The organism is Micromonospora sp. NBC_00421 (assembly GCF_036017915.1).
Classification (GTDB): domain Bacteria; phylum Actinomycetota; class Actinomycetes; order Mycobacteriales; family Micromonosporaceae; genus Micromonospora.
Genome location: NZ_CP107929.1, coordinates 5,956,233 through 5,976,353, shown reverse-complemented (window position 1 = coordinate 5,976,353; position 20,121 = coordinate 5,956,233). Strand labels below are relative to the sequence as shown.

At 70.0% G+C, this 20,121-nt stretch carries 17 protein-coding genes; 4 read left to right on the top strand and 13 right to left on the bottom strand.

Translation table 11 applies throughout. The annotated features are described in order from the left end of the window. Positions 1 to 8: 8 nt before the first annotated feature. The 9 genes from OHQ87_RS25585 to OHQ87_RS25545 all read right to left on the bottom strand — a co-directional run bounded on the left by OHQ87_RS25585 (position 9) and on the right by OHQ87_RS25545 (position 12,407). Entirely contained in the window at positions 9 to 917 is a 909-nt protein-coding gene (locus OHQ87_RS25585) for a hypothetical protein (protein ID WP_328341918.1), read from the bottom strand. Beyond that, complete coding sequence (locus tag OHQ87_RS25580; RefSeq protein ID WP_328341916.1) at positions 910 to 1,935, bottom strand: tRNA-guanine transglycosylase; 1,026 nt, start codon at positions 1,933 to 1,935, stop codon at positions 910 to 912. Before OHQ87_RS25580 ends, OHQ87_RS25585 begins: the two co-directional genes overlap by 8 nt. A gap of 19 nt (positions 1,936 to 1,954) precedes the next feature. Further along, positions 1,955 to 3,661 (bottom strand): carbamoyltransferase family protein, encoded by a 1,707-nt coding sequence (locus tag OHQ87_RS25575; RefSeq protein ID WP_328341914.1) that lies wholly within the window; start codon positions 3,659 to 3,661, stop codon positions 1,955 to 1,957. Between the two features lie 4 nt (positions 3,662 to 3,665). Continuing rightward, positions 3,666 to 4,796, bottom strand: a complete 1,131-nt coding sequence (locus tag OHQ87_RS25570; protein ID WP_328341912.1) for an arginine deiminase family protein — start codon at positions 4,794 to 4,796, stop codon at positions 3,666 to 3,668. 5 nt (positions 4,797 to 4,801) lie between these two features. Further along, positions 4,802 to 5,980, bottom strand: coding sequence for an acyl-CoA dehydrogenase family protein (locus tag OHQ87_RS25565; RefSeq protein WP_328341910.1), 1,179 nt, complete (start codon positions 5,978 to 5,980; stop codon positions 4,802 to 4,804). After that, entirely contained in the window at positions 5,977 to 7,182 is a 1,206-nt protein-coding gene (locus OHQ87_RS25560) for a hypothetical protein (RefSeq protein ID WP_328341908.1), read from the bottom strand. The genes OHQ87_RS25565 and OHQ87_RS25560 overlap by 4 nt, the downstream gene beginning before the upstream one ends. Before the next feature lie 2 nt (positions 7,183 to 7,184). Then, positions 7,185 to 7,418 (bottom strand): phosphopantetheine-binding protein, encoded by a 234-nt coding sequence (locus OHQ87_RS25555; RefSeq protein WP_328341906.1) that lies wholly within the window; start codon positions 7,416 to 7,418, stop codon positions 7,185 to 7,187. A gap of 122 nt (positions 7,419 to 7,540) precedes the next feature. Continuing rightward, positions 7,541 to 9,343, bottom strand: a complete 1,803-nt coding sequence (locus OHQ87_RS25550; protein ID WP_328341905.1) for a 2-isopropylmalate synthase — start codon at positions 9,341 to 9,343, stop codon at positions 7,541 to 7,543. Beyond that, complete coding sequence (locus tag OHQ87_RS25545; RefSeq protein ID WP_328348995.1) at positions 9,330 to 12,407, bottom strand: AMP-binding protein; 3,078 nt, start codon at positions 12,405 to 12,407, stop codon at positions 9,330 to 9,332. The genes OHQ87_RS25550 and OHQ87_RS25545 overlap by 14 nt, the downstream gene beginning before the upstream one ends. Positions 12,408 to 12,910: 503 nt before the next feature. Between OHQ87_RS25545 and OHQ87_RS25540 the strand changes: the two genes are divergently transcribed. Then, the gene (locus OHQ87_RS25540) at positions 12,911 to 13,693 is read left to right on the top strand and encodes a thioesterase II family protein (RefSeq protein WP_328341903.1); all 783 of its coding nucleotides are present in this window, start codon (positions 12,911 to 12,913) and stop codon (positions 13,691 to 13,693) included. Between the two features lie 48 nt (positions 13,694 to 13,741). On the opposite strand, the gene OHQ87_RS25535 is transcribed toward OHQ87_RS25540, so the two are convergent. From OHQ87_RS25535 to queC, 4 genes are all read right to left on the bottom strand, one after another. Continuing rightward, entirely contained in the window at positions 13,742 to 15,064 is a 1,323-nt protein-coding gene (locus OHQ87_RS25535; RefSeq protein WP_328341901.1) for an ATP-grasp domain-containing protein, read from the bottom strand. A 244-nt stretch (positions 15,065 to 15,308) separates the two neighbouring features. Beyond that, on the bottom strand, positions 15,309 to 15,665 hold the full coding sequence (gene queD, locus OHQ87_RS25530) for a 6-carboxytetrahydropterin synthase QueD (RefSeq protein ID WP_328341899.1): 357 nt from the start codon (positions 15,663 to 15,665) through the stop codon (positions 15,309 to 15,311). After that, positions 15,665 to 16,303, bottom strand: a complete 639-nt coding sequence (gene queE, locus OHQ87_RS25525) for a 7-carboxy-7-deazaguanine synthase (RefSeq protein WP_328341897.1) — start codon at positions 16,301 to 16,303, stop codon at positions 15,665 to 15,667. Before queE ends, queD begins: the two co-directional genes overlap by 1 nt. A gap of 5 nt (positions 16,304 to 16,308) precedes the next feature. Continuing rightward, positions 16,309 to 17,013 (bottom strand): 7-cyano-7-deazaguanine synthase QueC, encoded by a 705-nt coding sequence (gene queC / locus OHQ87_RS25520; protein ID WP_328341895.1) that lies wholly within the window; start codon positions 17,011 to 17,013, stop codon positions 16,309 to 16,311. Between the two features lie 194 nt (positions 17,014 to 17,207). Between queC and OHQ87_RS25515 the strand changes: the two genes are divergently transcribed. From OHQ87_RS25515 to OHQ87_RS25505, 3 genes are all read left to right on the top strand, one after another. Beyond that, on the top strand, positions 17,208 to 17,795 hold the full coding sequence (locus OHQ87_RS25515) for a flavin reductase family protein (protein ID WP_328341893.1): 588 nt from the start codon (positions 17,208 to 17,210) through the stop codon (positions 17,793 to 17,795). Positions 17,796 to 17,975: 180 nt separating this feature from the next. After that, complete coding sequence (locus tag OHQ87_RS25510) at positions 17,976 to 18,347, top strand: DUF485 domain-containing protein (protein WP_328341891.1); 372 nt, start codon at positions 17,976 to 17,978, stop codon at positions 18,345 to 18,347. Further along, a complete protein-coding gene (locus OHQ87_RS25505) occupies positions 18,325 to 19,998 on the top strand; it encodes a solute symporter family protein (protein ID WP_328341889.1) in 1,674 nt (557 codons plus the stop codon). Before OHQ87_RS25510 ends, OHQ87_RS25505 begins: the two co-directional genes overlap by 23 nt. Positions 19,999 to 20,121 lie beyond the last annotated feature (123 nt).

The following is a 20,121-nucleotide window of genomic DNA, read 5'->3' as shown; positions in this document are numbered from 1 at the left end:
GCGGTGGGTCAACCGCGCTCGGCCAGCAGGAAGAACTCGTCCTCGGTGACCTGGTCGTCGACGATGCGCAGCCCGTGGTCGGCGCAAAACCGCTGGACCACCCGCCGTTCCCGCGCCTCGATGTTCTGCCGTTTGGCCATCGCCACCCGGGAGCCACTGATCAGGAGCCGGTCCGCAGGTGCCGCGGCGAGCACCGGGGCGAGCTGCGGCTCCTGCCGGAGGACGACCGGGACCACCTTGAGCAGCCACGCCACGTCACACGTCGCGGGCAGCCCCAACTGGTGCAGGGCCGCCCAGCCGTCGGCCACGTTCCACTGCGCCGGCCGGACGAGCCCCGCCGGCAGCCTCGCCGCGTACGCCTCGACGGCGGCCACCGCCCTGGCGTCCTTGTCGGGGGCCCAGTACTGGGTGATGCCCTGCCGGTGGAGCCAGTCGGCACCGAGCAGGGTGGGCAGCACACCGGCGCCGACGTCGACGACGACCCGGCTGCCGGGCGGGTTGGCCGCCTCGATCACCCGGAGGAACTCGGCGCGGTGGCCCATCCGCTCGGCCGTGCTGACGTGGGCGGCGGCGATCGCCGTCGCGGCCTGGTCGACCTGCTCGGCCGACGCGTCCCCGGGCAGGTCCACCAGGGTCCGTAGCGCGGTCTCGAAGGTGGCCGGCTCGGACCGGTAGGCCCGCAACCGGTTGTAGATCGTCTTCTTGGTGAGCGTGGCCGCGTCCTTGTATACCCGGGTGCGCTGCGCCTCCTTGGCCGAGCCGGCGGCGTCCGCCACGGCGAGGAGCTTCGGGTTGCGGCTCCACTCGTCGAGGATGACCTCGACCGCCCGCTTCTCGTCGATCCGGTAGCGCCGGACCACGTCCCCGGCGAGGTCCGTCGCGAGTTCCGCCAGGATCCGGGTGCCCTGCTCAGACAAGGTCGATCTCCCGCCACGAGCGGTGCAGGGCGCTGGTGGGGAACCACTCGTCGTGCAGCTTGAGCACGTCGTCGAGGTGTCCGGGCAGGGTGCCGGCGGCGAGGTGGGCCCGGATCGTCTGGATCGTGACCAGGATGGTCCACAGGTTGTGCACGATGAGCTGCTCGGTGTCGGGCATCGTCCGGGGCGGCTCACCCTGGCAGACCGGGCAGGCGCAGACGAACTCGCCGGCCGCGAGCTTGTCCAGGTCCTGGAGTGCGCCGTACGGGGTCATGTACCACCCGGCCTGGGCGTAGTGCCCGTACGAGGCGGAGTCGAAGACGTTCACCCCGCAGGCGACCAGGAAGGGCAGCTCCACCGGGTCACCGGCGCCGTAGACGTGCATCGGGACGTCGGGCCCGATGATCTCGCGCGCCTCCGCCGACGTCCTGCCGACGAACCGCAGGTCGTGGTTGCGGTTGAAGAAGGGCACGAGCGAGCCCAGGGCGAGATACCGCACGCCGAGGTCCCGCAGGAACTCGACACTGCGTTTGCGCAGGTCGGCGTAGCGTCCCCCCTGCTGGACCCCGACCAGGATGCCCCGCTCGACGAGGCCCAACGCCTTGACGATGCGCTTCTCGGTCGAGACGAGCTTGGCCTCGGCGACGGCCTTCTTGTCGCCGGGCGGGGTGATGAGGTCCAGCGGGGAGACGATGTCGCTGCCGATCCGGTCCTGGAACCGGACGATGTCCGCGTTGTTGAGATAGAGCTGCCTGGTCAGGCCCTGGAACGCACCGGAGTCGGTGGTGACCAGCCCGTCGAAGCCCAGGTAGTCGTGCAGCCCGGGGCCCTCGACGAGCTGTTGCCGGAGCTCGCGCTGCTTGTAGAGGAAGTACGAGTTGACGATGCAACCCTCGATCTCCGGGCCCTCCGTCCACGCCGACCGCAGGGCCTGCATCCGGTGTGGCTGATAGACCGGGAGAAAGATCGGCAACTCGAACTTCCGCCCGTTGTTGATCACAAGCTCACGCGAGAACATCAAGTCACCTTCGTCGGCCTCACACCTTGGCGACCAGAAAGCTACCAGCAGCCAGATAGTCGATCTGGGTCTTCTCGAACGTGGCAATGGCGTCCGCGGGCGTGCAGATGATGGGCTCCTGGTCGTTGAACGACGTGTTGAGCACCATCGGCACCCCGGTGATCTTCTTGAATTCGGAGATCATCCGGTGGAAGCGGGGGTTGGTGGCAGCGCTCACCGCCTGGAGCCGACAGGTGTCGTCGACGTGGAGAACCGCCCCCATCTGTGGCTTCTTGTCGTCCTTTGCCCGGTAGGTCACCAGCATCATGTCGGCAGCCAGGGTGTCACCGGGAACCTCCATCCAGTCGGCGACGTCCTCCGCGAGCACGCTCGGCGCCAGCGGCCGGAAGTACTCGCGGTGCTTCACCTTCTGGTTGAGGATCTCGCGCATCGCGCGGTCCCGTGGGTCGGCCACGATGCTGCGACAGCCCAGCGCGCGCGGTCCCAGCTCCATCCGACCCTGGAAGTAACCGACCACCCTGCCCTCGGCGACGAGCCGCGCCACCGTCGCGTCGATGTCGTCCGGGACCGTGTAGGACAGCTCACGCCGGTCCAGCTCCGCCCGGATCTCGTCGTCCGAGAACTCCGGCCCCCAGTACGCGTGCGTCATCGGCTCGGTCCGGGGCCTGTCGAGTTCGCCGTTCCACACGTACAGCGCCGAACCCACCGCCAGCCCGGCGTCGTTCGCCGCCGGCTGCACGTAGACGCTCTCGAAACCGGACTCGGCGAGCAGCAGCGTGTTGGTCACGCAGTTGAGCGCCACCCCGCCGGCCAGGCAGAGGTTCGCCGAGCCGGTACGCCGCCGCAGGTGGGCGGCCAGGTGCAGCATGATCTCGTTGGTCTTGGCCTGGAGCGCCGCCGCGATGTGCTCGTGCACCGGCGCGATGTCGTCGCCCGGCCGGCGCGCCGGGATCCCGAACAGCTCGACGAGCCGGTCGTGGTAGGCGCTCGGCGGGTAGTACATGATCTCGGCGAAGCGCAGGGCGTCGGCGTCCATCTCGAACCCGCCGTCCGGCGTCGGCCAGGCCAGCCGGTCGAAGGCGTCCCTGAACACGGCGGGGTCACCGTACGCGGCCAGCCCCATCACCTTCGCGGCGTCGTACACCCCGAAGCCGAGCAGGACCGAGATGGTCTCCCACAGGTAGCCGAGCGACGCCGGGTACCGCACGTCGAGCAGCGACTCCAGGGAGCGGTCCCGCCCGTGGTAGAGCCGGGTCGACCAGGCGTCGTCGCCCAACGCGTCCACCACCAGGACGGCCGCCTCCTGGTACGGCGAGGCGAGGAACGTCGACGCGGCGTGCGCGGTGTGGTGCGGCACCCAGCGGAAGTCACCACGGAATCCGTGCTCGGCGAGCACCTGCGGGATCTTCGGGACGTTCGCCAGGAACCGTTCCCGGTCCCCGGCGTCGTTCCAGGCAGAGGGCAGCCCCTCCTCGTGGACGCGCCGCATCTCGTCGAGGTCGGCCGCGCAGGTCGCCATCTCGACGTCGGCGAGGGTGATGCCGGCGTGGCCGAGGACGTAGCCGATCGCCTGCATCGGCAACTCGTGCGGGTTGTCCGACCGGGCCTGCTTGCCGTGCTTGACCCGGTTGAAACGTTCCTCCTCGGCGGTGGCCAGCAGCACGCCGTCCTTCAGCAGGGCCGCGGACGACTCGTGGTAGACGCTGTTGACACCGAGTATGTACACGGTCTCACCCCTTCAGGTTCGGGAAGTAGTCCTCGGCTGCCCCGCTGCGCCGCACGTCCCAGGTCGCGCAGTGCAGCGAGCCGCCGTACTCGTAGACCTTGCGGAACGGCACCTTGACCACCTCGAAGCCGCGCTCCTCGAGCAGGTCGTGCATGGGCTTCTCCTGCTCCTCGCACACCACCACGTCCGGCGCGATGCTCAGCACGTTCATCGACAACCACTTCGACGACTGGCAGTACAGCGGCATCTCGTGGTTGTCGGTGCTCGGCGTGGGCGCGTCCAACAGCTCCCAACCGTTGTCCAGGAACAGTCGCTCCTCGCCGTCGCGCAGCGGGCGGTCCGGGTTGGTCAGGATCAGTCCGGGCCGCAGCGGCACGAACGTACAGTCGATGTGGGACGGGAAGAAGTCCAACGGGAAGTGCACGGTGTGCACCCGCAGACCCTTGGGCTCCAAGTGCCGGCGGAGCCAGTTGATGCCCTGCCGGTTCGTCGTCATCGACTCCTGGACGACCACGTCCCGGCCGAACCGGCTCATGTCCGCGGCGTCGAAGATGACCTCGTCCTGGGTCACGCAGAACTCGAAGTTGTGCATCTCGGCGTGCCGCTTCTCCAGCGGCCAGTCCCAGAACTCCTGCCGGTACATGTCGTCGGCCATCGACGGCTTCGGCGCCGCCGTCCACACCATGTTCGGGTCGTTGTTCCAGTAGTGGTAGATCAGCGGCCGGTACGGCAGGTACTCGAAGAACCGCGCCCGGCGGGACATGGTGGCCTCGATGATCTCGTTGCCGATGGTGATCAGCACGTCCCGGGGGCAGACCCCGCAGTACTGGTTGGACACCTCGAAGGTCGGTGCCTTCACCGAGGTCGTGTAGTCGTACGCCTCGGGGCGGCGGACCGTCACGCCGTACCCCTTGAGCACCTGGGCCAGGTTGTCGAGCTCCTCGTTCGCGCCCTCGACCATGCCGTCGGGCTTCGGCCCGGTGGGGAAGGGACCACCCGAACCGTCGCGCAGCTGGGGGCGGGAACCGGGCTCCACGGGCTCGAAGGCGGCCCCGTCGGCGCGACCGACGATGATCTCCTCCAGCGGATCCCACTCGTTCCAGGCGTTCACCAGCGAGGGAACTGCTGCGGTCATGACTGTCACCTTCCGTTGTCCGAGGGCCCCAGGGCTTCCGATCGGCGCTGGGCGGCCCGCCAGGACGTCAGTGTCAGCTGGCTGATCTGTGTCTCCTGAATCTGCGAGGTGCCCTCGATGACGCACTGGATCTTGGCGTCCCGGAGGTGCCGCTCGACGCTGCTCTGCGCCGAGCACCCGTAGGCACCGTGCACCTGCACCGCGTCGGAGGCCACCGCGAAGGCGTTCTCCGACGCGACGTACTTGGCGATAAGCGTCCGGCGTACGGCGTCCCGGTCGCCCGAGCCCCGCGCCCGGGTCGCCGCCTCGCACTGCATGCGCGCGGCGTCGACAGCGCACACCATCCGGGTGACCATGCGGGCGACGAGCTGGTGGTCGCCGATGGGCGCCCCGAACTGCTGCCGGGTGACCGCCCGGTCGAGGGAGGCGTCCAGGCAGGCCGCCGCCAGTCCGACGCTGCCCCAGGCCGTACTGAACCGACCGTGGTCCAACGCCGCGGTCGCCACCGCGTCGAAGGCCAGCGCCCCCTGCGCGACGACGTGCTCGGCCGGGACCTCGCAGTCGTCGAAGCGGACGGCCGCGAGGTGCGAGGCGCGCAGGCCGAGCAGGTCGACCTGCGGCGTGACGTGCACCCCGGGGGTGTCGCGTTCCACCAGGATCGCCGCCACGTGCCCGTCCAACCGGGCGAAGACCAGGAAGACGCCCGCGCGGGCGGCGAAGCTGATCCACGACTTCTCACCGTTGAGCACGACCGATCCGCCCCGCCGTTCGGCGACCGTCGCCGCCGCGCGGGCGTCGCTGCCGGAGAGCGGCTCGGTGAGGGCGAACGACCCGTAGACGTCACCGGCGGCCAGGCGCGGCACCCAGCGGTCCCGCAGCGGCGGTTTCGCCCACCGGTGCAGGGCGTGCGCCACCATGCCCTGCACCCCGACCAGGTTGCGCACGGAGCCGCAGGCGCGACCCGCCTGCTCGTTGAAGCGGCCGAGAAGCTCCATGTCGAAGCCCCGGCCGCCGGCCTGCTCCGGCAGCGACGGCACGAGCAGGCCCTGGGCGCCGAGCAGCCCGGCGACCTTCTCGTCCATCTCCTGCGCCCGGTCCCACGCGCCGGCGTTCGGCGTCACCGCCCGTTCCAGCAGCTCCCGGCTCTGCCGCAGGACGTCGGCTTCCGGCCCGTCGACACTCACCGCGCCACCCCCACCCGGACCGCCTCCGGCCAGTTCCGCTCATCGGTCCCGTGCTGCGTGACGAACGCGTACGCCAGGCGCTCGAGACCGAAGCCGACGCACCCGGTGTGACTGGGCCCGGTGTCGCGCGAGATGTCGAACACCTCGCCGAAGTGGCTGCCGTGCAGGTTGAACGAGCCCACCGCGATGCTGCGCCCCTCGGCGACGTCGACGACCAACTCGTACTTGAGTTCCATCAGCCGCTGCGAGAGCACGCTGTCCTTCGAGGCGTCACCGAAGAAGTGGTCGTTGGCGACCTCGCAGCGGGCGGCGAGCCCCCACTGGTCGACAAGCGCGAACGCCGCTTCGAGGAACCGCCGGCGGGCGTCGACGACGTACTCCTCGGGGCCGAGGAAGACGGTCTCGCGGATGGTGAAGTCCCAGAGCCGGTCCAGACCCGACTCGTAGCGGGACTCGAACCGGAAGCTCTTGCCGCGCGAGGTCACCACCCGCCGGTCCACCGAGGTGCCGGCCAGTTGGTTGAAGGTGTGGTAACACATCGTCGGCGGCAGGCAGTACCTGTCGTCCCGGCAGAGGCTGAAGATCTCCGGCGTGATCCGCCGCCCGGCCTCGCGGTAGCGACGCAGGAACGTCTCGTAGTTGTCCGCGTCGTTGTGCAGGCGGGATACGAACATGACGAAGTGCGGGAACGACTCGAAGTAGTGCTGCCGTTCGAGCACGTCCATCGGCAGCAGCGTCGGGTACCGGTACTCGGTGCTGTCCGGCATGCCCAGCGCGATGGCCCGTACCTGCCGGTCCAGGTGGTCGACCAGCCTGATCATCAGGTCGCCGAAGGTCATCGTGCCGGGACCCGGCGCGTGGACCAGACCGGCCCGCTCCATCTCGGGCAACGGGTCCGACCACTGCTCGCTGCGGCGCGCGGAGGTCCACAGCACCTTGGGCCGCCAACTGCGCTGGACCCGTACCTCCCGCTCCACCACCCGGTTGATCTTGTCGGTGAGGTGCGCGACGCTGTCCGTCGGATCCGGCACGAGCGTCAGCTCCAGCGCTTCGATGCCCTCGTCGCCGCGTACGAACTCGAAGTCCCGGACGTCCGGACTGATGAAGTGGATCCGTTTGCCCAGCTCGGCCTCGAGCCGCACCGGAAGCGGTCGGGACAGCGGAACGCGAACCCTCGGGTCCGCCACGGCCGGCTGCGTCACGGTCACGAGCCGGACAGGCGGAGCACGAGTGCGTCGATGTCCTTCACCGACCGGAAGTTCTCGAACACGAGATCATCGCCGTCGATCTGGAGGTCGAAGGTCTCCTCGATGAACGCCACGAGCTGCACGACGAACATCGAGTTCACCAACCCCCGGGCGAAGATGTCGTCCTCGTCGGCCACCGGCTCGGCGATGTGCTCGGCCAGGAACTGGCGAATCTGGGCTGTGCGATCCACGCATCTCTCCCGATGTGGAATCCGGCGGCCGCCCGCAGGCACGCCTGCGGGTTCGCCTCTGACAGTTCGTACCCGCTGCGGTACGCGGAGGGCGGCTGCACCGTCGACGGTCCCGGCGAGGCTCAGCCCCGGCCAGGCTGCCGGCGCAACGCTGCGGCGACCACGTCGACGTCGCTGACGACTGCGTCGTCGGCCCGTTGCAGCGTCCGGTGTGCGGCGAGGACGGCCAGGAAGGTCGACTGTACGGAGTCCTCCCCGGTGGCGCTGCCCCACCCGGTCCGGTCACCGACCGCGACCTCGGCGAAGCACGCCTGCGCCGTACGGCCACCCGCCTCGGCGACCTGGTGCACGGTCCGCCGGACCTGGCACACCGACCCGGTGGCCTGCGTGATCAGCGCGACGGCGACGGCTGCCGGGTCGGTGGGGGGCACCCGGGTGGTGACCGGGGTGCCGCCGAGCCGCAGCCGGACCTCGTAGGCCCCGTCGCCGCCCACCACCCATTCCTCGACGCGGTTGTCCGGCTCGTCGAAGAAGTACAACTCCCGGAAGGCCGTCCACAGCACCGGCGGCGGGATCTCACCGTACGCCTCGGCGACCCCCTGCACCGCCGCGGAGAACTCGCGTTGCAGCTCGACCGGGGGAAACAGCCCGCTGACCGACCGGAGCACGTGCGCGATGCCGGACTTGCCCGACTGGCTGTTCACCCGGATCAGGCGGTCGTACGGTCGGCCGAGGTCAGCCGGGTCGACCGGGACGTACGGCACCTGCCACCGCTTGACCTGCCCCGGCTCGGCCGGCGCCGACTGCGCGTCGAGACCCTTGCGGATCGCGTCCTGGTGGGTGCCGGAGAACGCGGTGAAGACGAGGTCGCCGCCGTACGGGTGGCGCGGGTGCACCGGAATGCCCGTGCACTCCTCGACGACGCGCCGCGCACGGTCCAGATCGGAGAAGTCGATCATCGGATCGATGCCCCGGGCGAAGAGGTTGAGCGCCAGGGTGACCAGACAGACGTTGCCTGTCCGCTCCCCGTTGCCGAAGAGGCAGCCCTCCACCCGCTGGGCGCCAGCGAGGATGCCCAGCTCCGCGGCGGCGACGCCGGTGCCACGGTCGTTGTGCGGGTGGACCGAGAGGATCACCCCGTCCCGCCGCTCGATCGCCCGGTGCACGTACTCGATCTGGTCGGCGAAGCGGTTCGGCCCGGTCGTCTCGATCGTCGCGGGCAGGTTCAGCACGACCGGCCGGTCCGGCGACGCCTCCCAGATGTCGGTCACCAGGTTGCACACCTCGACCGAGAAGTCGACCTCGGTGGAGGTGAACGCCTCGGGCGAGAACTGGAAACGGTGCCGACCCCCGGAACGCTTCTGCACCTGGTGGGCCGAGGTCGCGATCAGTTCGAGCAGTTCCGCGCGGTCGCGGCGCAGCACGATCTCGCGCCACAGCGGCGCGGTCGCCACACAGAGGTGCACGACGGCCGACCCGATGCCCTCCAGCGAGTCGATCGTCCGGTCGATCGCGTCCTCCCGCGCCGGCGTGAACACCACGATCGTGACGTCGTCCGGGATCAGGTCGCGCTCCGCCAGCAACCGGACGAACCGGAAGTCCAGCTCGCTCGCCGCCGGGTAGCCGACCTCGATCTCCTTGTAGCCCATCTGCACCATGAGCTGGAACATCCGGAGCTTGCGTTCCGGCGTCATGGGCTCGACGAGAGCCTGGTTGCCGTCGCGCAGATCGACAGGCACCCACAGCGGCGCCTCGTCGATCTCGCGGTCCGGCCAGGAACGCCCCACCCCCAGCCGCACCCCGGGGTCGCCACCGGCCCGGTACTTCTGATGGGGCATGCCGCTGGGCTGCTGTCGCTGCCAGAACGGCCTTCCGGTGGCCGTCGCGCCGTGGTCCCCGGCGGCCACCATGTCACCGGTCCCCATCGTTTGCTCCCATCGTCGCGGCCTGCTCGGCGATGCTCGGACAACGGAAGAAGTCGGCGAGCGACAGCGGATAGCCTGCGGCGGAGAGCTGACCGACGATCTTCAACGCGGCCAGCGAGTCGCCGCCCAACTCGAAGAAGTCCGCATCCGGCGGCAGGTTGGCCAACCCGAGCACGTTCTCCCAGGTCTGGGTTACCGCGGCGAGGGCCGCGCTCGCCGGTCGCGCCGGTGCCGCCGCCACGGCGTCGTCGGCGCGCCGCCGTTCGCGCGCCGGCGCGCCGAGGCGGTCGGGCGTCACGTCGGCCTGGTGGGCGAGCTGCGCCAGGAATGCCGAGACCATTCCCCGCACGTCCGCCGCGTCGATGCAGCCCCGGCCGAACTGCGCGAACACATTCACCTCGTCGCCGCTGAGGGGATCGGCGAAGACGCTCAACGGGTACGGGCACGAGTCGAGGCGCGGCTGCATCCGGGTGGCCCGGTCGCCGATACCCAGCCGCAGCGGAAGCTCCAGACTGAACGTGCTGTTCACGATGTCCAACGCGAGCGCCGACGAACTGCGTCCCGCGCGGGCGATCACGCTGAACGGCGCGCTGTGTTCGTCGGTCACCGCCAACTCGGTCTCGACCGCCGCCAGGACGTCGGCGAAGTCCAGGTCCCGCAGCGGCACGGTCACCGGCAGCGTGTTGACGTACATGCCGACCGACGAGGCGTCGTCGCTGGATCGTCCGTGCGCCGGCACGCCGACGGTCAGCGCGTCCTGACCGGTCCACCGGCCGGCCGCGATCATCCAGGCCGTCAGCATGAGACGGAACGGAGTGGTGTGCGCGCGGGCCGCCGCGTCCCGGAGCCGCGCGCCCAGCCGGTCGGTGCTCCGGATCTCGACGGCGCTGCCGTCTGCCAGCTCGGGGTCGAACTCGCGACGCAGTTCGAGCGGCTGGTAGGTGTCGCGCCGGCTCTCCCAGAACGCGACGACGGCGGGCGGGGTGTCGACACCTGCCGGGTGCCCACCGGCCCGCGCCGGCCGAGGGGCCAGGGCCCGACCGTGGTAGCTCTCGGTGATCTTCTCCAGCAGGCCCTGGATCGACACCCCGTCGGCGACCGTGTGGTGCAGCACGAGCTGCATGACCGCGGTGTCGGCCTCCGCCACCGGGATCCACGCCACCCGCATCAACGGCCCGCTGAGCAGGTCGAACGGCTCGTTGTACTGCTCGTCCGCGGTGCGCATCGCCGCCGCCAGGTTGGCCACCGGGTCGAATACCTGCACCAGGTCACCGCCGGCGTGCCGGGCCTTCGCCTCGGCGACCAGCTCGAGCACCCCGTCCCGGCCCTCCCGGAACGACGCGACGACCGAGGGGTGCGCCCGCACCACGGACCCGACGGCCGTCCGCAGCCGCGACTCGTCGATGCCGCCCTCGACCACGAACGCGGCCGTGACGTTGTACCGGGGCGACCTCGGCGCGACGTGCCAGAGGAACCACAGGCTGCGCTGCTCCTGATTGACGGTGAAGACGTAGGCGTGGTCGTCGGTGTCGGTCTCACCGTCGACCGCCTCGTCGAACGTCGCCACCGTCTCCCGCAGGGCGGCCTCGTGCTCGGCGCGCAACGCGCGCATGTCGGTCTTGCCGTTGTGCGTCAGCGGCATCCGCTCGCGGAACAGCACCGAGGCGGGCACCGCGGCCCGCGGCAACCGGGCCGCGACCCAGTCCTTGATCTCCCGCGCCGTGATACCGGTACCGGTGACGATGGTGGACGCGACCCGCAGGTTGCCCGACTTGGGGTGGGTGACCGTCAGCGCCACGGCGCGGTCCACGGCGGGGTGTGCCATGAGCGCGGCCTCGATCTCGCCGATCTCGAGCCGGACGCCACCGACCTTGATCTGCCCGTCGTTGCGGCCGTGGAACTGGAGTGTGCCGTCCGGATTCTCGGTGACCTGGTCACCGGTGCAGTAGTACCGCCGGGTGACACCGTCCGGCCCGGCGAGCATCCGGAACTTCTCGGCGGTCAGCGCATCGTCGTGGAGATAGCCCCGGGTCACCTGCGGCCCACCGATGCACAACTGGCCACGGGTGCCCACCGGCACCGGCCGTAGCCCGTCGTCGACGACGGCGATGGACAGACCGGGCAGCCCGACACCGATGTCGGGATAGGTGTCGGCGTTCGTGTCGTCGGCGGGCTGCACCACGCCACCTGTCGAGATCACCGTGCACTCGGTCGGCCCGTAGAGGTTCACCAGGGGGAACGGCAGGTCAGGCGGGGGGCGCTTGCGGAGCCGGTCCCCGCCGGCGTAGAGCTCGCGCAGGGCGGTCGGCTGCCCGGTCCAGTCAAGTGCGACGAGCTCCTCGGCCAGCTGCGGCGACACGAACGAGTGCGTCACGTCGTGCCGGGCCCAGGCCGCCCGCAGCGCCGGCGGGTCGAGTCGCAGCTCGTCGTCGACGACGTGCAGCGAGGCGTCCGCGGCGAACGCCACGAAGTGCTCCCAGATGGAGACGTCGAAGCCGGGCGAGACGGTAACCGAGATCCGCGCGCCGTCGCCGAAGTCGTGGTCGTCGAGGCTCCAGCGCAGCAGGTGTTCGAGGTTCGCCGCCGTGCAGACGACACCTTTCGGCACGCCCGTCGTGCCGGACGTGAAGATCATGTAGAGGGCGCGGTCGTCGGGAGCGGGGAGCTCCAGCGCGGGCTGCGCGGCCTCGACGTCCGTCGCGGTCACCCCGGACCAGGCATCAGGCGCGAGGACCGTGCAGTCGACGGCGAAGGCGTCCGCCACGGTCGGCGCGGCGATCGCGAAGGCCGGTCGCAACTGGCGCAGGATGTCACGCCGACGGAGTTCGGGAAGCGTCGGGTCGATCGGCGCGATGACACCGCCGGCCATCGCGACCGCCAGATAGGCGACGGCCAGGTCGGCCGACCGGGGCAGGCAGACGGCCACCGGAGACTCGGCGGCCGGATCCAGGCCCCGGGCCAGCAACGTGCCGGCCAGTGCACGGGCCCGCCGGCGAGCCTCGGTCATATCGAGATGGACCGACCCGCTAACAATGTCGGCATTTGTCTCCGGACGGCCCCACACGGCACCGTCCACGAGAGGCGTTCCCCCATACCTCACAGTGGAGACTCCCCCAATCCACCCCCTGCGGGGGTCGAGAGGCACTCACAGCAGCGGCTGCGGAACCACGACGGCGGCATGATGACCAGCTATGCGTGGACGAAGATCTTTCATCTGCGAACCAACTGGACGATGCCACAGCCCGCAGAGGAGTGTCAATCGGTGCTGCGGGGTCGGCGGACGGCCGGTGCCGGGAGGCCGGCCGGCTCCCGGCCGGTCGGTGCCGACCGCATACTGCGCAGGTCAGCGGTACGACGCAGGCTGCGGAACATGATCCGACCGGTTGCAGCGCCAGTCGTCGCGCTGTACGTTCGAGCGGCGTCGGCCACGGCGGCGGACCGGCACGGCGGATCTGGTATCGCCACCGTGGAAAGTGACGACATCTGCGCTGTCGGCAGACATCACATGGGGGAAGCGATGTTCTTGTCCATGCCGTTGTCCGCCCCTGGAATTGGTCGGGAATCGGCGTGAGCGCATTCGTCAGGACGCCCGCCGGCCGATGGCTGCGGCGCTACCACAGTGGATCAGACCGTCCGGCCTGCCGACTGCTGCTGCTGCCCCACGCGGGCGGTTCGGCAAGTTACTTCCACGGCTTCTCGCAGCTCCTCGCGGGCGACATCGACGTGCTCACCGTGCAATACCCCGGCCGGATGGAACGGCATGCCGAGCCGCTCGTCGGTGACATCGAGGAGTTGGCCAGGCAGCTCACCGCGGCGCTGGTCGAGCACGAGCTCACCGAACTGCCACTCGCGTTCTTCGGCCACAGCATGGGGTCCCTCGTCGGCTACGAGACGGCGAGCCTCCTGGCGGGCAAGGGCCATCCGGCGCGGCAGTTCTTCGCCTCGTCCTGCCGGGCACCCAGCACCCTGCACGGCACGGCCGCGGTGCGGACGACCGACGACACCATCATCGCCGACCTGAAGATGCTGGGCGGCACCGACACCGCACTGCTCGACGACCCGGGGATGCGGGAGCTCCTCCTGCCGATCCTCCGGTCGGACAGCCGGGCCGTGGAGCTCTACCGGCAGCGCCCCCGCACGCCGCTGAGCGTTCCGGTGACCGCCATCCACGGGGCCGACGACCACTGGGTCGACCGGTCGGCCGCACAGGCGTGGGCGGAGGTGACCTCCGGCCCGTTCGAGTTGCGGGAGATGCCCGGCGGGCACTTCTACTTCTCGGATCCGGGCCACCAGGCGACGATCGCCGACCTCGTGCGGGGCCGCCTGCTCGACCTGCCCTCGCCGAGCTGACGATCGCCGCCTGGTGCGCCCGCACCGACCAGCGTCCCGCTCCCGCGGTCAGCCGGCTTCGGCGAACCGCAACCGGACCCGGCGCAGCGTCTCCTCGTAGAGGTAGGGGATCTCGGCCTGGTCGCCGCAGTGGTAGAAGACGTCGTAGCAGAACAGCCAGCGCTCCCGACCGCTCTTGACGTCACGCGGCGGCACGACCGTCCCGGGCTGGAGATATTCGAGGTCGAACGAGAACTCGGGCCGCTCACGGCCCCAGTCGAGGCCCTCGAAGCCGACGAACTCCCCCGACTCGTGCGCGTTGACGAACACGCCGAGCAGGAAGCCACCCTTTCGTGGGTACTCCGTCGGCAGGGTCTCGCCCAGCGCGAGCTTGAGCGTCATCTCCCGTGGGTCGATGCCGAGGAACAGGTTGAGCATCTTCGGCACGCTGCCACCGCCGATGCGGGAGTTCACCTCGATGATCCGGATCCGTGCCCCGTCCCACTTGCACTCGACGTGGACGAAGGTGTCGTCCACCTCCAGCTTCGTCATCGCCTCCTGGAGCTGGCGATGGATCTCCGCCTCCTCCTCGGCGGTCACGAACGGCGTGGGGCACAGGTTCGCCGTCTCGAAGTGGAAGTTGCCCTCCCGGTTGAACTTGTACTTCTCCTGGATCAGCAGGGGCACCAGCCGGCCGTGCTGGACGAAGGCCTCGTACGACAGCTCCCGACCCTCGGTGATGAACTCCTCGATCAGGATCTGCCGCTTCGGGTCCCACACCTGGTCGCCGTCGTCGACGGGATTGAGGTCCTGGTCCTCGGCGAGCGCCGCGAAGGTGCTGCCGATGAGCTCGTGCGCGGCCTCCCGGTCGTGGACGAACTCGACGTAGCTGCTTGCCGCACCCCAGATCGGCTTCACCACGAAGGGAAGACCGATCTCCGTCACCAGCGCGTCGATCCGCTCCGGAGTGGCCTCGTCCGCCGAGAACACCCTGGCACGCAGCGGCATGCTGTCGGCCAGCACCCGGCGCAGTCTCGGCTTGATGCGGCAGTTCAGCTGGCCCACCATCCCGGGGAACGGCAGGCCCAGCCGCTTCGCGGCACCGAACTGCGCCGACCACGTCCGGTCCCCGATGATCGAGAAGCGCAGACCGTCCGCCGCGTACGGCGCGAGCGCCTCGGCGAGCGAGTCCGCGGAGAACACGTCGTCGCAGACGACCACCTTGTCCGCCGCGTCGGCGAGCAGGGGCGCGGCTTCGGCGGTCGAGAGCACCAGGATCCGGTGCCCCAGCTTTCGCATCTGCTGCATCCGCAGGTGAAGTTCCGGCCACATCTCCAGGCCGGGAAGAGTGAGTTCGACGTAGTAGCGCGGCGCGCTGGTATCCGCAGGCACTGAGGTCACCTCTCAACGAACAGTCACGAACCCGCCCGCCGGACACTGCGGCGAGGGATCGGCGGCGTGGCGTGAACGAGTCGTCGGCGGCACCGGGCACAGGCGTGGAAGACAGGGCGGGAAGAGATGTGCGTACGACATCGATGCGGCACCGCCGCCGTTCCCCGTTCGCGACGAGCCTACTCCGCCCACCTCGGCCCGTCATCATCGATGATCGACGGGCGGTGCCGGCAGGCCGGAGGCGTCAGCGCTCTCCCCGGTAGACGCAGCCGGAGGTGCACGTCTCACGGACCATGACCGCCGAGAGCGGCAGCTGGTCGACCAGCCGGTCCCAGATCCAGCGGGCCAGCACCTCGCTCGTCGGGTTCTCCAGACCGGGCACCTCGTTGAGGTAGTAGTGGTCGAGCTGGTCGCGCAGCGGCTGGCAGGCCCGCTTCAGGTCGCCGAAGTCCATCACCCAGCCTGCCTCGGGGTCGACGTCACCCTCGACGTGCACCTGCACCCGGTACGAGTGGCCGTGCAGCCGGGCGCACTTGTGCCCGGCTGGCACATTGGGCAGCCGGTGCGCGGCCTCGAAGGTGAACTCCCGGAAGATTTCCATCAGGCGATTCCTAGGTACTTGTGTGTCTGCAGACTCAACTGCCACTGCGGATGGTCGAGGCAGTACCGGACCGTGGCCTCGGTGTTGGCCACCCGGTCCGGACCGTCCATGGGCTGCAACAGAAAGTGCTCGAAGTCGAGCTCCTCGAACCGGGTCGGCTCGGCCCCGGCCTGCGGATAGACCAGCTTGAGGTCGTGCCCACGGGTGAGCACCACCTCGGCGCCCGCCTTGGGGCTCACGCAGATCCAGTCGAGTCCGGCCGGGGCAGGCCGGGTGCCGTTGGTCTCCACCGCCACCTCGAAACCCTCGTCGTGCAGGGCCCGGACAGCCGCGTCGTCCAGCTGCAACAGCGGCTCGCCGCCGGTGCACACCACGTACGGGCGGCTCCGCGGATGCTCCTGCCCCTGCCACGCCGCGGCCACCGCGCCGGCCAACTCGACCGCCGTACGGAAACGGCCCCCGCCGGGGCCGTCCGTGCCGACGAAGTCCGTGTCGCAGAACTGGCAGATGGCGCGGTGCCTGTCCTGTTCCCGCCCCGTCCAGAGGTTGCAGCTGGTGAACCGGCAGAACACCGCCGGCCGACCTGCGTGGGTGCCCTCGCCCTGCAGGGTGTAGAAGATCTCCTTGACCCGGTACACCGGGCTCACCCGCCCGCCGACGTCAGCGCCGGATCGACGAGACCGAGCTCGGCGAACCCACGGGCCCGCAGCAGGCACGAGTCACACGTCCCGCACGCGCGCCCCTCGACCGGGTCGTAGCAGCTGTGCGTCCAGGCGTAGTCCACGCCCAACTCCAGGCCCCGACGGATCGTGTCGGCCTTGGTCAGCTCGATCAGGGGGGTGTGCACGCGCAGCCGCTGCCGGCCCTCGACACCCGCCTTGGTCGCCAGGTTGGCCATCTGCTCGTACGCGGCGATGTACTCGGGCCGGCAGTCGGGGTAGCCGCTGTAGTCGAGGGCACTGACGCCGATGAACACGTCCGAGGCGTCCAGGGTCTCCGCCCACGCCAGCGCGAAGGACAGAAAGATGGTGTTCCGGGCCGGCACGTAGGTGATCGGGATGTCCGAGCCGAGATCGTCCGCGCTGTCGTGGTGCGGCACCGCGAGCGCGTCGTCGGTCAGCGCCGAGCCACCGAAGACCCGGAGATCGATGTCGGCGACCACGTGCCGGGCGGCGCCGAGCCCCTCCGCCACCCGACGCGCGGCGTCGAGCTCCACCGTGTGTCGCTGACCGTAACGGAAGCTCAACGCGTAGGCCTCGTACCCCTCGTGCACCGCCATCGCGAGCACCGTGGCCGAGTCGAGCCCCCCACTGAGCAGCACCACAGCCTTGCGCCTCACCGCAGACATCTGCCGGCCTCCGCCTTCCCCACTCGCGTCGGCGACACCGTGCCGCCCCACTCCGAAGCCCAGTCGCGGCTCGGCAGCCCCTGAACTCGGCTACTCTACGCAACTGACCACAGGAAAGGGTACTGGGCTCAGGTCAGCGCGACCGCTCCGACCGGCACCGGCCGCCGGCCCGCCGGCACCGGCCCCGACCAGGCATGTCGGGAACGGTCAGGTGGGGACGGTCCCCCGTACCCGGTGGGGCGGGAGTCACAATGTTTCACGTGAATCCAGAACCGGGTGCCGAGATCCACCACACCGACCCGTTCGCGGTGCCGACCGGTCAGCGCTCGCCGGTACGCCGACTGCGGGGCAGGCTGGCCGCACCGGTGACCCTCTGGACGGCTCCCGGCCCGGCCGGGCTGACCGTGTCGTCAACCCTGGTCGTCGAGGGGGAGCCGGACCGCCTGCTCGGGCTGGTCGACCCGGAGTCGGACCTGTGGGCGGCGGTCGAGGAGTCCGGTCGGTTCGCGGTCGCCCCGCTGGGCCCGGCACACCGGCAGCTCGCCGACCGGTTCGCCGGCCTCTTCCCCTCCCCGGGCGGCCTCTTCGCCACGGACTCGTGGACCGACACCCGCTACGGGCCGGTGCCCGCCGACGCCGGGAGCTGGGCCGGCTGCCGCCTGGACACCGCCCGGGAGTGCGGCTGGGCCCTCCTGGTCGAGGCCACCATCGAGACGGTCGAGATCGGCACCGACACCCCTCCGCTCCTGCACTACCGGGGCCGCTACCACCAACTTCCCTGACCCGCCCCACCCCGAGAGCCGGCCCACGGCCGGTGAGCGGGGTGACGCGGGTCACTGGGCGCAGGTGGGGGACCGTTCGGCGCAGGTGGCTGCCGGGATCGATCCCGGCCTTTCCCGGCAGGCAGCGGGCTCTCTACGGTGCGCGAAACCCCAACGCCTGTGAAGGTGGTGATCCACAGAATGTCCACGGACACACCCACGCCCGCCCCGGCCGAGTCGGCGGCGGAGCGTTATCTGGCCGTACAACGGTCGGACGAGTTCGTCGGGTTGCGCCGCGCGCTGCGCAGCTTCGTCTTCCCGATGACCGTCGCGTTCTTCCTGTGGTACGCGCTCTACGTGATCCTCTCCGCCTACGCGCGGGACTTCATGGGCACGAAGCTCTTCGGCAGCAACATCAACGTGGCGCTGGTCTTCGGTCTGCTCCAGTTCGTCTCGACGTTCCTCATCGCCTGGCTCTACTCCCGGTACGCCGACCGGAAGCTCGACCCGGTCGCCGACCGCATCCGCGCCGAGATCGGGGAGGTGACCCATGAATCCGGTCCTCGCGGTTGAGGCGGGTGGCGGCACCGCCCGCAACCTCACCATCACCCTGTTCCTGGTCTTCGTGGCGGTGACCCTGGCCATCACCATCTGGGCCAGCCGGCAGACCAAGACGGCCACCGACTTCTACGCCGGCGGCCGGTCCTTCTCCGGCTTCCAGAACGGCATGGCGATCGGCGGCGACTACATGTCGGCCGCGTCGTTCCTCGGCATCGCCGGCATCATCGCGCTGTACGGCTACGACGGCTTCCTCTACTCCATCGGCTTCCTGGTCGCCTGGCTGGTGGCACTGCTGCTGGTGGCGGAGCTGCTGCGCAACTCGGGCCGGTACACGATGGCCGACGTGCTGGCCTTCCGGATGCGCCAGCGCCCGGTGCGTACGGCGGCGGCGGTCTCCACCATCACCGTGTCGATCTTCTACCTGCTGGCCCAGATGGTAGGCGCGGGCGCCCTGGTCGCGCTGCTGCTCGGGATCAAGCCGGGCACGACCTTCCTCGGCATGGACGCCGACACCGCCAAGATCGCCACCATCATCATGGTCGGTGCCCTCATGATCATCTACGTGACCGTGGGTGGCATGAAGGGCACCACGTACGTCCAGATCGTCAAGGCGTTCCTGCTGATGACCGGCGCGCTGGTGATGACCGTGCTGGTGCTGGCGAAGTACAACTTCAACCTCTCGGCGCTGCTGGGTGACGCCGCCGCCACGTCGGGCAAGGGCAACGCGTTCCTCGAACCCGGGCTCCGCTACGGCGTCGAGGTGGCCGGCAACTCGACCCAGACCTTCTACAACAAGATGGACCTGCTGTCGCTTGGTATCGCCCTGGTGCTCGGCACGGCCGGCCTGCCGCACATCCTGATCCGCTTCTACACCGTGCCGACCGCCAAGGCGGCCCGCAAGAGCGTGCTCTGGGCGATCGGCATCATCGGCACCTTCTACCTGCTGACCCTCGCCCTCGGCTTCGGTGCGGCGGCGCTGGTCGGCGGCAAGGCGATCGTCGCGCAGGACAAGGCCGGCAACACCGCCGCGCCGCAGCTCGCCGAGGAGTTGGGCAAGACCTTCCTCGGCGGTGACCTGGGCGGGGCGACCCTGTTGGCGATCATCGCGGCGGTGGCCTTCGCGACCATCCTGGCGGTGGTCGCCGGGTTGACCCTGGCGTCGTCGTCCAGCCTGGCGCACGACTTCTATGCCAACGTGGTCAAGAAGGGGCAGACCTCCGAACGGCAGGAGGTCCGGGTGGCCCGGATCTCGGCCCTGGTCATCGGCGCGGTCTCGATCGCCCTGTCGATCTACGCGCAGAGCCTGAACGTGGCCTTCCTGGTGGCGCTGGCGTTCGCGGTGGCCGCCTCGGGCAACCTGCCGGCGATCCTCTACAGCCTGTTCTGGAAGCGGTTCAACACCTCGGGCGCGGTCTGGGCCATCTACGGCGGTCTGCTCTCCGCCGTGTTCCTGGTGTTCTTCTCGCCTGTCGTCTCCGGCGCGCCGACCTCGATGTTCCCGGAGCACGACTGGCAGTGGTTCCCGCTGTCGAACCCGGGCCTGCTGTCCATCCCGTTCGGCTTCCTCTGCGGCTGGATCGGCACGATCATCTCCAAGGAGCACGACGAGGACAAGTACGCCGAGCTGGAGGTGCGTGCCCTCACCGGCGCGGGAGCGCACTGACCGACCGGCACCACGAGGCCCCCGCCGCGACGCCCGCGGCGGGGGCCTCCGCCGTGCACCGGGTCCGTCGGGGTCGACCGGCCACAGCGACAGGGACGGGCAGCGTACGGGACACCGGGATCT